This is a genomic window from Siminovitchia sp. FSL H7-0308, from assembly GCF_037980985.1.
Lineage (GTDB): Bacteria > Bacillota > Bacilli > Bacillales > Bacillaceae_C > Siminovitchia > Siminovitchia thermophila.
Genome location: NZ_CP150282.1, coordinates 1236563 through 1249694 on the forward strand (window position 1 = coordinate 1236563; position 13132 = coordinate 1249694).

Sequence of the window (13132 nt, forward strand, 5' to 3'; positions counted from 1 at the left end):
GCTTCCTTTTTTTGTTTGAAAGAAATGTACCGTTTATTCCTGATCGCCTACGGAGATACTACCCATATGCAAAAAAAGTGATCAGGAGGGAAGGCGATGAACTGGACAGTCATAGTTTTGTTCATTCAATTATTTTTTGGGACGGTTATCGGGCTCTATTTTTTTAACTTGCTCAAAAATCAAAGGACCCAAAAAGTAACAATTGATCGCGAATCGAAAAAAGAAATGGAGCAACTGCGTAAAATGCGCTCCATTCAATTAACGGAACCGCTATCTGAACGTGTCCGTCCAACAGACTTTGCAGAGATTGTTGGCCAGGAGGATGGAATCAAAGCACTGCGGGCAGCACTTTGCGGCCCAAATCCCCAGCATGTCATTATTTATGGCCCCCCGGGAGTAGGTAAAACAGCAGCCGCTAGGCTTGTTCTTGAAGAAGCTAAAAAAAATCCGCGTTCTCCCTTCCGTTCAAATTCCGTATTTGTTGAGCTTGATGCGACTACAGCCCGATTTGACGAACGAGGAATCGCAGACCCGTTAATCGGCTCGGTGCATGACCCCATTTATCAAGGTGCGGGGGCGATGGGTCAAGCGGGAATTCCGCAGCCTAAGCAAGGTGCTGTTTCGAATGCCCATGGCGGTGTGTTATTTATTGATGAAATCGGCGAACTTCATTCAATCCAAATGAACAAGCTGTTGAAGGTTTTGGAGGACAGAAAAGTATTCTTTGAAAGTGCTTATTATAGTGAAGAAAACAATCAAATTCCCGCGCATATTCACGAAATATTTCAAAGAGGGCTTCCTGCCGATTTCAGGTTAATCGGCGCCACTACCAGGACGCCCAGTGAAATCCCACCAGCCATCCGTTCGCGTTGTATGGAGGTTTTTTTCAGGGAACTTGATCAGCCTGAAATAATGAGCGTAGCAAAAAATGCAGCAAATAAAGTCAATCTTTCTATATCGGAGAAGGGTCTTTCCACTTTATCGTCTTTTGCTTCAAGTGGTAGAGAAGCCGTAAATATGATTCAAATTGCCGCGGGAATTGCCATCACGGAGAACAGGAACCATATTCTTGACTCTGATTTGGAATGGATTGTGCAGGCGAGCCAATTAACACCAAAATATGAAAAGAAAATAGGAAAAACGCCCACGGTGGGCATCGTCAATGGACTGGCGGTTACCGGGCCAAACAGCGGCGCACTCCTCGAAATTGAAGTTATCGTCATTCCTTCAAAGGATGCCGGCTCCATCAATATTACCGGAATCGTCGAGGAAGAAAGCTTTAATGGACAGGGAAAATCGGTTAAACGTAAAAGCATGGCGAAAGGTTCATTGGAAAATGTGTTAACGGCATTAAGGTCGATGGGAGTTCCGGCGAATCAGTACGATATCCATGTAAACTTTCCGGGAGGTATTCCGATCGACGGTCCTTCGGCCGGCGTTGCGATGGCCGCGGGGATTTATTCCGCCGTTTATAAATTGCTCGTGAAAAACACTGTCGCCATGACAGGGGAAATCGGTATCAAAGGGGATGTGAAACCTGTCGGGGGAATTTATTCGAAAGTAAAAGCGGCCAAACGGGCCGGAGCGAAAACGGTACTCATTCCAAAAGAAAACATGCAAGCGATTTTAAAAGACATTCAAGGCATTGAAATTGTTCCTGTTTCAAGAATAGAAGAGGTATTTTCAGCAGTGTTCGTCAACAACGCCGAACATGAATTTGTTTTCCCGGATATATTTGAAAAGGACAGTAAGAAAAGTGTTTAGTGCGACTTGCCGATTTGTACAAAAGCTTTGAACTTGGACCAATGTATGTAACAATGCCTGTTCCTCGACATAAACTGTCTTCATAAGCTAAAATGATATAAGCGGTCAGAACGTCTTTTTATAAAGGAAGATATTTTATTGGGAGGTGCACGAATGTGACGAAACAAAAAGAATCGTTCGTTCCCCTGCTTCCATTACGTGGAATGCTTGTGTTCCCTACAATGGTGTTGCATCTTGATGTCGGGAGGGAACAATCCGTACAAGCATTGGAACAGGCGATGCTCACCGACCATCTTATTTTTTTGACGACTCAAAAAGATACATCCATTGATGAACCCGGTGAGGACGATATATATAAAATGGGGACGCTGACGAAAGTCAAACAAATGCTCAAGCTGCCAAATGGAACGATCCGCGTTCTTGTAGAGGGGCTTACCCGGGCTGAAATGAAAAAGTATGTTTCGATGGAAAATTACTTTGCAGCCGATTTGGAGCTTTTTAAGGACGATGAAGAAAAAGATGTTGAAATTCAAGCATTAATGAGAACGATGCTTGAATATTTTGAGCAATATATCAAGCTTTCCAAAAAAATCTCGGCCGAAACATTTGCGACCGTTTCTGATATTGAAGAGCCTGGAAGAATGGCTGACATAATCGTGTCACACTTGCCATTAAAGCTGCAGGACAGGCAACAAATCTTAGAAACGATTGATGTGAAAGAAAGACTCGCCAAAGTGATTGAAATCATCCACAATGAAAAAGAAGTCCTTCATTTGGAGAAAAAGATTGGTCAGCGGGTCAAACAATCCATGGAAAGGACTCAAAAAGAGTACTATTTGCGTGAACAGATGAAAGCGATCCAAAAAGAGCTTGGCGAAAAAGAAGGGAAGACCGGGGAAATTGCGGAGCTTACCGAAAAAATTGAGAAAGCCGGAATGACCGAGCATGTCAAGATGGCCGCGCTCAGGGAGTTGGACAGGTATGAAAAGGTCCCCGCCACATCTGCAGAAAGCTCGGTTATAAGAAATTATTTGGATTGGCTTATCGCTTTGCCATGGACGAAAGCAACAAAGGATGATTTGAACATCAATAAAGCGGAGAGAATTCTGGAGCGTGATCACTACGGGTTGAAGCACGTCAAGGAGCGCGTGCTTGAGTATTTGTCTGTTAAGCAATTGACGAAATCACTAAGAGGCCCGATTCTATGTTTAGTCGGTCCCCCGGGAGTCGGTAAGACAAGCTTGGCCCGCTCCATTGCCCAATCAATGGGAAGGAATTTTGTGAGAATTTCGCTTGGTGGCGTTCGGGATGAATCGGAAATCAGAGGGCACAGGCGCACTTATGTCGGTGCGATGCCTGGCCGAATTATACAGGGAATGCGAAAAGCGGGGACCATAAATCCTGTTTTTCTTTTGGATGAAATTGATAAAATGTCCAATGATTTTCGTGGAGATCCATCTTCTGCCATGTTGGAAGTGCTTGATCCGGAACAAAATAAAACTTTCAGCGATCATTACATCGAAGAAACATACGATCTCTCCAATGTGATGTTTCTCGCTACGGCCAATGATTTGGCAACCATTCCGGGGCCATTGCGCGACCGGATGGAAATCATTACGATTGCTGGATATACGGAAGTCGAAAAAATTCATATAGCGAAAGACCATTTATTACCAAAACAAATTAAGGAACATGGTTTAACCAAAAGCCAGTTGCAAATCAAGGAAGAGGCTTTGAGGAACATCGTCCGTTACTATACGAGGGAAGCCGGCGTTCGTGAACTGGAAAGACAGCTTGCTTCAATCTGCCGAAAGGCCGCCAAAATGATTGTTTCCGGGGAAAAGAAGCGGGTGATTGTCACAGTACGAAATTTGGAGGACTTACTTGGCAAGAAAAAGTACCGCTATGGCCAAGCTGAAATGGAAGACCAGGTTGGAGTGGCGACCGGGCTTGCCTATACAACAGTGGGAGGCGATACGCTTCAAATCGAAGTGACGCTAACGCCTGGTAAAGGAAAGCTCATATTAACGGGAAAGCTTGGCGATGTTATGAAAGAATCGGCACAAGCCGCATTTAGTTATGTCCGTTCCAAAGCGGAAGAGTTGAAATTGCCCGATGATTTTCACGAAACATGTGATGTGCATATTCATGTTCCGGAAGGAGCGGTTCCTAAAGACGGGCCTTCAGCTGGAATTACGATTGCTACTGCTCTTGTGTCAGCATTGACTGGCCGCAAGGTAAAAAAGGAAGTAGGAATGACAGGGGAAATTACACTCAGAGGCAGAGTATTGCCAATCGGCGGGGTAAAAGAAAAAGCGATGGGCGCCCACCGGGCAGGCCTGACAACGATTATAATACCAAGGGATAATGAAAAAGACATTGACGATGTTCCAGAAAGTGTTCGCGCGTCTTTAACATTTTATCCCGTATCCCATATGGATGAAGTGCTTGAATTGGCATTGACAGGAGAAGCAAAATGAATGTAAACAATGTAGAGCTCGTCATTAGCGCCGTAAAACCGGAACAATATCCTAATGAAGGTCTGCCGGAATTTGCCCTTGCCGGCAGATCGAATGTGGGGAAGTCTTCTTTTATAAATAAAATGATCAACCGCAAAAGCCTGGCCCGGACTTCATCCAAGCCGGGAAAAACCCAGACGTTAAACTTTTACAAAATTGAAGAAAAGCTATTTTTTGTAGACGTTCCCGGCTATGGATATGCGAAGGTATCAAAGAAAGAGCGGGAAGCCTGGGGGAAGATGATAGAAACGTATTTTACGAGCAGAAAAGAGCTGAAAGCAGTTCTGCTGATTATTGATTTGCGCCATCCCCCGATGGATGATGATGTACTCATGTATGACTTTTTAAAGTATTATGAACTGCCTTGTATAGTTATTGCCACAAAAGCGGATAAAATCCCTAGGGGCAAGTGGCAAAAACACGTTAAAATGGCAAAAGAAACGTTAAACCTGCAACAGGAAGACAAAATCATCGTCTTTTCCTCGGAAACAGGGGAAGGCAAGGATAAGGTATGGGGAATACTGGGAGATTTTCAAAATTAAGATAGAGTTTTTTCTTGATCAGAGGCTGAGACACAACAAAATCAGCTGATGAAAAAACGAACAATAAAGTAAATTTATTCAGTAGGCGTTTTTTTCCCTCTCCTATTGATGTTAGTTGAACGAATCCGGCATTTAGGTGCCGTTATCTCCCACTTAGCCCTTTTGTATTCACTCAAGATTTTGAAATGGGAGTCTTACGGCGCCTTACATGCCGGATAAATAGTCCTAGTGTATAATACGCAAGCTTTTAGCGTAGTCAAAATAGGTAGACTCCTGCGGGAATAGCTCGAGTTGAAGATCCCGCAGGAAAGCGACCTTTGCTTTCCGAGGAAGCTGAAGAGACCTGCGGAAAGCGAAATATGTTGACGTAGTAAAATCTTGAGAATAAACCGCATGAAATCAAGGTTTTTAAACTTGATTCCATGTGGTTTATTTCATTTTTACAGGGTTTTGTTCCGGCCCTTTTGCTATTTCGTATTTGCTTATGTCCCAGCCTTTTTTACAGCTTGGCTTTTGATCTGTTGGCCATCAAAAATTGGTTATAGAGCTGCTCGGAAATTGACTGATTGAAAAGATCACGCGTCTTTGACTTTCGGGCATATAAAAAAAGCTTGTGGAGAAAATGGTTATCTCGATCAGCTGATTTGGAATATGCTCCTGCTGCTATTTTTTTCGCTGGAGAAATAGAAAGTATAATCCAACACCAATAAAGAATATGGGCCAAAAATTCCCAACGACTGAAAGATCATAACCCTTGGCGGCTGCCCACTGAGTTAAGCGGTCAAAAAACAGCAGGAGGGTTGCGGCCATTAAAAAAAGCAGCCCCAACATAAATCCTGATCCTGTTTTAATATATGTCAGCAACAACCCGACAGAGACAAGCAAAAGAAACACTCCGGCATGGTCTTGAAACAGCTCGAACTTATGGATGACATGAAAGTGAATGCCAATACCTGTTAGGACGACGCCCGGCAAAATAAATTCGTAATCTTTCTGCTTGTAAGCCTGGATGATAAAGCCGACGCCCAAAATGATGATAAGCGTCGGCCAGGTGTATAACCCGTCAAAGAATTGTACATTATATTGTTGTAACAGGAAGTATAGGCCAAAGCCCAAAAACGTAATTCCGGAAAGAATTGCCTTTTTTGTCAAAATACTCACACCCAACTCTAATTCATTGATTTCAGTATGTTTATTTGATATGTTCCATTAAGGGAATAATCCGGATTATAACTTGTGAATAGGCATGTTCACAAGCCTATCAGTAAAGGTGTTTGGCTTTCGCCCTCCAGACCTTTAGGTCATAACCCGGGGACAAATATACACTTGCGGTGATTGCCGCCAAGATGGATTGAAGTCAACAGTCTATCATATATTCGACTTTGCGGCCACGCTGAATACAGGAAGAATACACGCTTATTCGGCAAAGCTTATCCAGAGTTCACCTCGTCGCCAAGCTTCATCGTAGAAGCTTTCACGATGTGATAGAAGCCAGGTAGCCTGTCTACGCGCTTATTGCCCGTCGAAGTCATAAGGAAAGCTGAGAAGAATGCGCTCCTGCGGCACTTCCTATACAGGAGAGCGTTCACCTAGTCACAAAGCAGCACGAAGTTTATTCGAGGAATTTGTACATGAGGTGAATGAAATCAGCAGCTTGTCTCCGCATTTATATATCCGGCTGCGGCTCCTAGCCCCTCGAGGTCATGAGTCATTCAGCCTGTGCGGCAAAATACGCCGCCGTGCTGTCTGTCTTATGCTAGTCGGGGCTGATCAGTCGTCTCCGCACTTAAATATATCATATTTCGGTTTCTGTTCACATCTTTTTTAGAATTCTTCTAATCTAAATGGTATACTAGTTGTAGTAGCATTTACATGGAGGTGCCTATATTCATATGCACATCATCGTTGTAGGATTAAATTATCAAACGGCCCCCGTGGAGATCAGGGAGAGGCTTGCTTTTGCCGAAAATGATTTGTCTTCAGCCATGCTGGAGTTAAAAGGCAGAAAAAGCATTCTGGAAAATGTTATCGTATCCACCTGCAATCGGACGGAAGTGTATGCAGTGGTGGATCAACTTCATACAGGGCGCTATTATATAAAGCAATTTTTGTCTGATTGGTTCCAAATCGACAAAAGTAAATTCGAAGAGCATTTATTCATTTATGAAAGTGACGCGGCTGTCAAGCATCTTTTTAAAGTGACATGTGGTCTGAACTCCATGATTCTCGGCGAAACCCAAATTTTGGGACAAATCCGTGACAGCTTTCTTTTGGCACAAAAGAACGGAGCAACCGGCACAGTGTTTAACCATTTGTTAAAGCAGGCGGTTACATTGGCCAAGCGTGCCCATTCCGAAACGGATATTGGAGCAAATGCCGTATCGGTAAGCTATGCCGCGGTGGAGCTCGCCAAAAAAGTGTTTGGCCACTTACAGGACAAGCATGTGTTAATTATTGGCGCAGGAAAAATGAGCGAGCTTGCCATTAAAAATTTATATTCTAATGGTGCCACAAAAGTAACGGTTATCAATCGGACATTTGAGCGGGCAAAAACATTGGCCGACCAATTTTCCGGACATGCCAAATCCTTAAAGGAACTCCAATGCACTGTCATGGACGCGGATATTGTGATCAGCTCGACTGGAGCTAAAGATTACATTCTTACAAGCGGCATGATGACTGTAATGGAAAAAATGAGAAAAGGCCGTCCGCTTTTTCTCGTTGATATAGCCGTACCGCGTGATATTGATCCTGCCATATCGCAAATGGAGAACGTTTTTTTATACGATATAGACGATTTGGAAGGAATTGTCCAAGAAAATCTTGCTGAGCGGAAAGCTGCTGCAGAGAAAATCATGGTAATGATTGAACATGAACTTTCAAACTTTAAAGAGTGGCTGAGCATGCTGGGAGTCGTTCCGGTAATTGCCGCTCTAAGAGAAAAAGCTTTATCTATCCAAGCGGAAACAATGAAAAGCATTGAACGGAAACTGCCAGATTTAACGGATCGCGAAAGGAAAGTATTGAGTAAACATACGAAAAGCATTATTAATCAGCTTTTAAAAGATCCAATTTTGCAAGTGAAGGAATTTTCGGGAGAACGGGATGCTGCCCAAAAAATAGCTCTTTTCAAACAAATTTTTGACTTGGATATAGTGGAGGAAGCGCAAGGCGAGCGGGAATCGGAAAAAAGCGCAGATAAGAAAAAAATACGCTTCGCAGCAGCTCTGCCTTCTCTCCACTCATAGAGGAAAAATACAATGATTGAATTGATTTTGGCGAGGCTCCCGGAAATTGTCATTGTGATTTATGCTTTATCTATCCTGTTTTATTTTATTGATTTTGTTCAACAAAACCGGGAGGCAAGCCGGCTTGCTTTCCGGTTGCTTTCGATTGTTTGGATTCTTCAAACAATCTTTTTGTTTATATATATGTATCATGCGGGAAGGTTTCCGGTGCTGACCCTGTTTGAGGGATTGTATTTTTATACGTGGGTGCTCATTACGTTATCGCTGGCTATTCATAAAATATTTCAAGTGGACTTTACTGTTTTTTTTACAAATATCATTGGTTTTATTTTTATGGCGATTCACGCTTTCGCGCCTGCGCAAAGCTTCGCGGTTTCAGCGGAACAGCTCATGTCCGAACTGCTCCTAATTCATATAACGATGGCGATATTATCGTACGGAGCTTTTTCTATCTCTTTCGTTTTTTCCATTTTGTATCTGCTTCAATATCGTTTGTTGAAGAGGAAAAAATGGAAAAAGAAGTTATGGCGATTAACGGATTTGGCGAAGCTGGAAAGGAGTTCCTTTGCGTTAAATGTCATTGGGGTGCCAATGCTTTTACTAAGTTTAATCCTCGGACTCCGCTGGGCGGTTATGAAACTCTCAGTCTTTTATTGGTATGATCCCAAAATAGTCGGTTCCTTTGCTTTACTGGGCATTTATGGGTTTATACTGTATCTTCATATGAAAAAGCAACTGTATGGACGGAAGTTGGCTTTATGGAACACTGCGGCTTTTTTGCTGGTCTTGATTAACTTTTTCCTGAACAGCCGACTATCCACATTTCATTATTGGGATTCTTAAATATTCATGTCGTTTGGAGGCAATATAAATGAGAAAAATTGTGATTGGATCAAGGAGAAGTAAGTTGGCTTTGACGCAAACAAATTGGGTGAAAGAACAGCTGAAACAACTTGGTGCCCCGTTTGAGTTTGAAGTGAAAGAAATTGTAACTAAAGGGGACCGCATCCTTGATGTCACTTTATCGAAAGTCGGCGGAAAAGGGCTGTTTATTAAGGAAATTGAACAGGCCATGTACGATGGGGAAATTGATATGGCTGTTCACAGCATGAAGGATATGCCTGCAGAATTGCCCGATGGTTTAATGATCGGGTGTATTCCCCCGCGAGAAGATCATCGTGATGCTTTTATTTCAAAAGGGAATGTCAAGCTGAAGGAACTGCCTCCGGGATCTATCGTTGGCACGAGCAGTTTGAGAAGGAGCGCCCAGATTCTTGCGCAGCGACCTGACCTAGAAATCAAGTGGATACGCGGCAATATTGATACAAGGCTTAGTAAGCTGGAAACAGAAGAATATGATGCGATTATTTTGGCTGCCGCGGGATTAATTCGAATGGGATGGAATGACGAGATTGTCACGGAGTACTTAGATCCTGATGTTTGTTTGCCGGCCATTGGGCAAGGAGCTCTGGCGATTGAATGCCGTGAGGATGATCATGAATTGCTTCGAGAGTTGGCGAAGCTAACGTGTGAAAGAGCCGCCAGAGCAGTCAATGCCGAGCGGGCTTTCCTTCATAAAATGGATGGAAGCTGTCAAATCCCCATCGGCGGATATGCAAGAATCCTGGAAGATGACACGATTGAACTGGCAGCTCTCGTCGCTTCACCTGATGGAAAACTTCTTTATAATGAAATCGTGAAAGGCACAGATCCGGTGAAGGTGGGTATGAAGGCGGCAGAAAGCTTGATGGAGCAAGGAGCCGGCGAGTTGATTGAAAAAGTTAAGAAGGAACTGGACCAATGATGGAAAGGCATCCCTTAAAAGGGAAGCATGTCCTCATTACAAGGGGCGGGGAGCAAGGAGAAAAATTTTGCCATGATGTTGCTTCTGCCGGCGGAATTCCCTACATGGTGCCGTTGATTGACTTCCGTCCGTATGAAGACTTGAATGCCCCATGTTTTATTCGATCGCTCGATCGGTATGATTGGATTATTTTTACAAGCCGGAACGGGGTAAAATACTTTTTTCGCCATATTGGACATGGGCGCGAGTCATTTGAACTCGTTAAACAACATATTCGCTTTGCGGCAGTAGGAGAAAAAACGAGAGCGGAACTAAGACGCTATCATATTTCAGCCGAATTTATGCCAAACGTTTATACGGCTGAAGATTTTGGACGTGAATTTTTTCAACAAGGATATACCGCAAATCGAGTGCTTATTCCAAAGGGAAACTTGGCAAGCAAGACAGTTGCGGAGCATTTTCGCAGACGAGGTATCATCGCTGACGAATGGATTGTTTATGAAACGTTTTATCCGACTAAGGATGTCACCAGGCTTGTCCAAATTTTGCGGGACAATCAGTTGGATGTGGCATGCTTTACAAGTCCTTCCACTTTTCATCACTTTATGAAATTGGTGAATCAGTATCATTTGCGCGAACATGCTGGTAAAATAAATTTGGCCAGCATTGGCAAAGTGACGAAAAAAGCGATCGAGGAAGAAGGATTTTCCGTGAAAATTTGTCCGAGAAACTATACAATCGACTCGATGTTTCATGAGCTGTGTCAATTTTACGGACAAAAAGAAAGGAAAGAATAGCAATGGAACCCATTCAGTTTAAACGTCATCGGAGACTGCGGAAATCCGCCAATTTAAGAAAAATGGTGAGGGAAACCCATCTCCATGCGGAAGATTTTATTTATCCGCTCTTTATCGTGGAAGGTGTAAATACAAGGAATGAAGTCTCCTCGATGCCGGGTGTAGAGCAAATTTCCTTGGATTTGCTAAAGGATGAAATTGATGAACTTGTGTCACTGGGGATTCAATCGGTTATTTTGTTTGGAGTACCCGATGAAAAAGATGAATGTGGAACAGGGGCATATGATGACGAAGGAATTGTTCAAAAAGCGACCCGTGTGATCAAAGAGCATGCTCCTGAAATATTGGTCGTTGCCGATACATGCTTATGTGAATATACGGATCACGGCCATTGTGGGCTTGTCGAAGACGGTGTGATTTTGAACGACTCCAGTCTTGAATTGCTTGTACAGACAGCGGTCAGCCAGGCGAAAGCAGGTGCGGATATCATTGCCCCTTCTAATATGATGGACGGCTTTGTTGCTGCTATTAGAAAGGGGTTGGACGACAGCGGATTTCAGGATGTGCCCATTATGTCCTACGCTGTGAAATATTCCTCCGCCTTTTATGGACCGTTTCGGGATGCGGCCAATAGTACACCTCAATTTGGAGACAGGAAAACATACCAAATGGACCCTGCAAACAGGTTGGAAGCCCTTCGTGAGGCAGAGTCGGATATGGATGAAGGAGCAGATCTTTTAATTGTCAAACCTGCATTATCCTATCTTGACATTATCCGTGATGTAAGAAACAACTTCAATGTTCCGGTTGTTGCCTATAACGTAAGTGGGGAATACTCGCTCATTAAAGCCGCGGCCCAAAATGGCTGGATTGATGAACGGGCAACTGTGTTGGAAATGTTGACGAGCATTAAGCGGGCCGGAGCAGATATTATCATTACATATTTTGCAAAAGATGCCGTGAAATGGCTGCAAGAGGATAAATAGGAGGTTTTATGGATGCGTTCTTACAATCGATCAAAGGAAGCATTTAAGGAAGCGGAAACGTTGATGCCAGGTGGTGTAAACAGCCCTGTACGTGCATTTAAATCCGTGGAAATGGACCCGATTTTTATGGAACGGGGAAAAGGAGCCCGTATTTTCGATATTGATGGAAACGAATATATCGATTATGTGCTGTCATGGGGGCCGCTTATTTTGGGTCATGCCGACGAACGGGTTGTTTCAGCTATCAAAGACACGGCTGAGAAGGGCACAAGCTTCGGGGCATCAACCTTGGTGGAGAACAAACTGGCCAAGCTTGTACAGGAACGTGTTCCTTCTATCGAAGTGATTCGCATGGTTTCTTCAGGAACTGAAGCAACAATGAGTGCACTGAGACTTGCAAGAGGTTATACTGGCAGGAATAAAATCATCAAGTTTGAAGGCTGCTACCATGGTCATGGGGATTCCCTCTTGATTAAAGCGGGCTCTGGCGTCGCCACCCTCGGTTTGCCGGACAGCCCCGGGGTTCCGGAAGGGGTAGCCAAAAACACTATCACTGTTCCATACAATGATCTGGACAGTGTACGGGTTGCTTTTGAACAGTATGGGGAAGATATCGCCGGTCTTATCGTGGAGCCGGTCGCAGGCAATATGGGCGTTGTTCCGCCGGTTGAAGGTTTTCTTGAAGGCTTGCGTGAATTGACAACGGAATATGGTGCTTTACTCATCTTTGATGAAGTGATGACAGGCTTTCGCGTCGATTATCATTGTGCACAAGGTTATTATGGCATCACACCCGACATTACTTGCCTCGGAAAAGTGATTGGCGGGGGTCTTCCTGTTGGGGCGTACGGAGGAAAAGCCGAAATTATGAGACAAATTGCGCCCAGTGGGCCTATTTACCAAGCGGGAACCTTATCGGGAAATCCGCTTGCCATGACAGCCGGATATGAAACGCTTGTTCAGCTAACGCCAGAAGCATATACAGAATTTAACCGCAAAGCGGAAATGTTGGAAAAAGGATTAACGGAAGTTGCAAGCAAATACGACATACCGCATACCGTCAACCGGGCGGGTTCCATGATCGGCTTCTTTTTTACAAATGAAACGGTTACGAACTATGACAAAGCAAAAACGAGCGACCTTTCTCTCTTTGCTGCTTTTTACAAAGAAATGGCCAACAACGGCATCTTTTTACCGCCGTCGCAGTTTGAAGGACTATTTTTATCCACAGCCCATACAGATGAAGATATTGAAAAGACGCTGGATGCCGCTGAACGGGCATTTGTCGCGATTACAAAATAGGAAAACCGGGATTGCTTCCCGGTTTTTTTGTATGTCAAAAAGTATAAAATGTGAGCCTCCAAGCCCGCCTAAAGCATGTAACATGCAGGCTGTTTACATGGAGCACATCTGGCAATCCGCCATTTCAGATTAGCTTTTACTATAATTAGTATATTGAATTGGTTGCTTAT

General features: G+C 43.7%; 10 protein-coding genes. 9 read left to right on the plus strand and 1 reads right to left on the minus strand.

The window, feature by feature from the left end; genetic code table 11:
- Window positions 1-96 precede the first annotated feature (96 nt).
- From lonB to yihA, 3 genes are all read left to right on the plus strand, one after another.
- Window positions 97-1764, plus strand: a complete 1668-nt coding sequence (gene lonB / locus MHB50_RS05805) for an ATP-dependent protease LonB (protein WP_339162530.1) — start codon at window positions 97-99, stop codon at window positions 1762-1764.
- Window positions 1765-1919: 155 nt separating this feature from the next.
- The gene (lon, locus tag MHB50_RS05810) at window positions 1920-4244 is read left to right on the plus strand and encodes an endopeptidase La (protein WP_340085009.1); all 2325 of its coding nucleotides are present in this window, start codon (window positions 1920-1922) and stop codon (window positions 4242-4244) included.
- Window positions 4241-4825, plus strand: coding sequence for a ribosome biogenesis GTP-binding protein YihA/YsxC (gene yihA / locus MHB50_RS05815; RefSeq protein WP_205178276.1), 585 nt, complete (start codon window positions 4241-4243; stop codon window positions 4823-4825). The genes lon and yihA overlap by 4 nt, the downstream gene beginning before the upstream one ends.
- Window positions 4826-5488: 663 nt before the next feature.
- Here yihA and MHB50_RS05820 read toward each other — a convergent pair.
- A complete protein-coding gene (locus MHB50_RS05820) occupies window positions 5489-5977 on the minus strand; it encodes a DUF5668 domain-containing protein (RefSeq protein WP_340085010.1) in 489 nt (162 codons plus the stop codon).
- 740 nt (window positions 5978-6717) lie between these two features.
- Here MHB50_RS05820 and hemA point away from each other — a divergent pair.
- The 6 genes from hemA to hemL are packed head-to-tail and all read left to right on the plus strand — an operon-like array spanning window position 6718 to window position 12962.
- A complete protein-coding gene (gene hemA, locus MHB50_RS05825) occupies window positions 6718-8073 on the plus strand; it encodes a glutamyl-tRNA reductase (RefSeq protein ID WP_205178272.1) in 1356 nt (451 codons plus the stop codon).
- A 12-nt stretch (window positions 8074-8085) separates the two neighbouring features.
- A complete protein-coding gene (gene ccsA, locus MHB50_RS05830) occupies window positions 8086-8916 on the plus strand; it encodes a cytochrome c biogenesis protein CcsA (RefSeq protein WP_340085011.1) in 831 nt (276 codons plus the stop codon).
- A gap of 28 nt (window positions 8917-8944) precedes the next feature.
- Window positions 8945-9877, plus strand: coding sequence for a hydroxymethylbilane synthase (gene hemC, locus MHB50_RS05835; protein WP_205178266.1), 933 nt, complete (start codon window positions 8945-8947; stop codon window positions 9875-9877).
- Window positions 9874-10674 (plus strand): uroporphyrinogen-III synthase, encoded by an 801-nt coding sequence (locus MHB50_RS05840; protein ID WP_205178257.1) that lies wholly within the window; start codon window positions 9874-9876, stop codon window positions 10672-10674. The genes hemC and MHB50_RS05840 overlap by 4 nt, the downstream gene beginning before the upstream one ends.
- Before the next feature lie 2 nt (window positions 10675-10676).
- On the plus strand, window positions 10677-11660 hold the full coding sequence (gene hemB / locus MHB50_RS05845; RefSeq protein ID WP_340085012.1) for a porphobilinogen synthase: 984 nt from the start codon (window positions 10677-10679) through the stop codon (window positions 11658-11660).
- Window positions 11661-11672: 12 nt separating this feature from the next.
- A complete protein-coding gene (hemL, locus tag MHB50_RS05850) occupies window positions 11673-12962 on the plus strand; it encodes a glutamate-1-semialdehyde 2,1-aminomutase (RefSeq protein WP_339162534.1) in 1290 nt (429 codons plus the stop codon).
- Window positions 12963-13132: the final 170 nt, after the last annotated feature.

Bases quoted from the DNA above. Each gene is read 5' to 3' on its own strand.
- hemL (WP_339162534.1), top strand. From the start codon at position 11,673: ATGCGTTCTTACAATCGATCAAAGGAAGCATTTAAGGAAGCGGAAACG.
- MHB50_RS05840 (WP_205178257.1), top strand. From the start codon at position 9,874: ATGATGGAAAGGCATCCCTTAAAAGGGAAGCATGTCCTCATTACAAGG.
- lonB (WP_339162530.1), top strand. From the start codon at position 97: ATGAACTGGACAGTCATAGTTTTGTTCATTCAATTATTTTTTGGGACG.
- hemC (WP_205178266.1), top strand. From the start codon at position 8,945: ATGAGAAAAATTGTGATTGGATCAAGGAGAAGTAAGTTGGCTTTGACG.
- ccsA (WP_340085011.1), top strand. From the start codon at position 8,086: ATGATTGAATTGATTTTGGCGAGGCTCCCGGAAATTGTCATTGTGATT.
- hemB (WP_340085012.1), top strand. From the start codon at position 10,677: ATGGAACCCATTCAGTTTAAACGTCATCGGAGACTGCGGAAATCCGCC.
- yihA (WP_205178276.1), top strand. From the start codon at position 4,241: ATGAATGTAAACAATGTAGAGCTCGTCATTAGCGCCGTAAAACCGGAA.
- hemA (WP_205178272.1), top strand. From the start codon at position 6,718: ATGCACATCATCGTTGTAGGATTAAATTATCAAACGGCCCCCGTGGAG.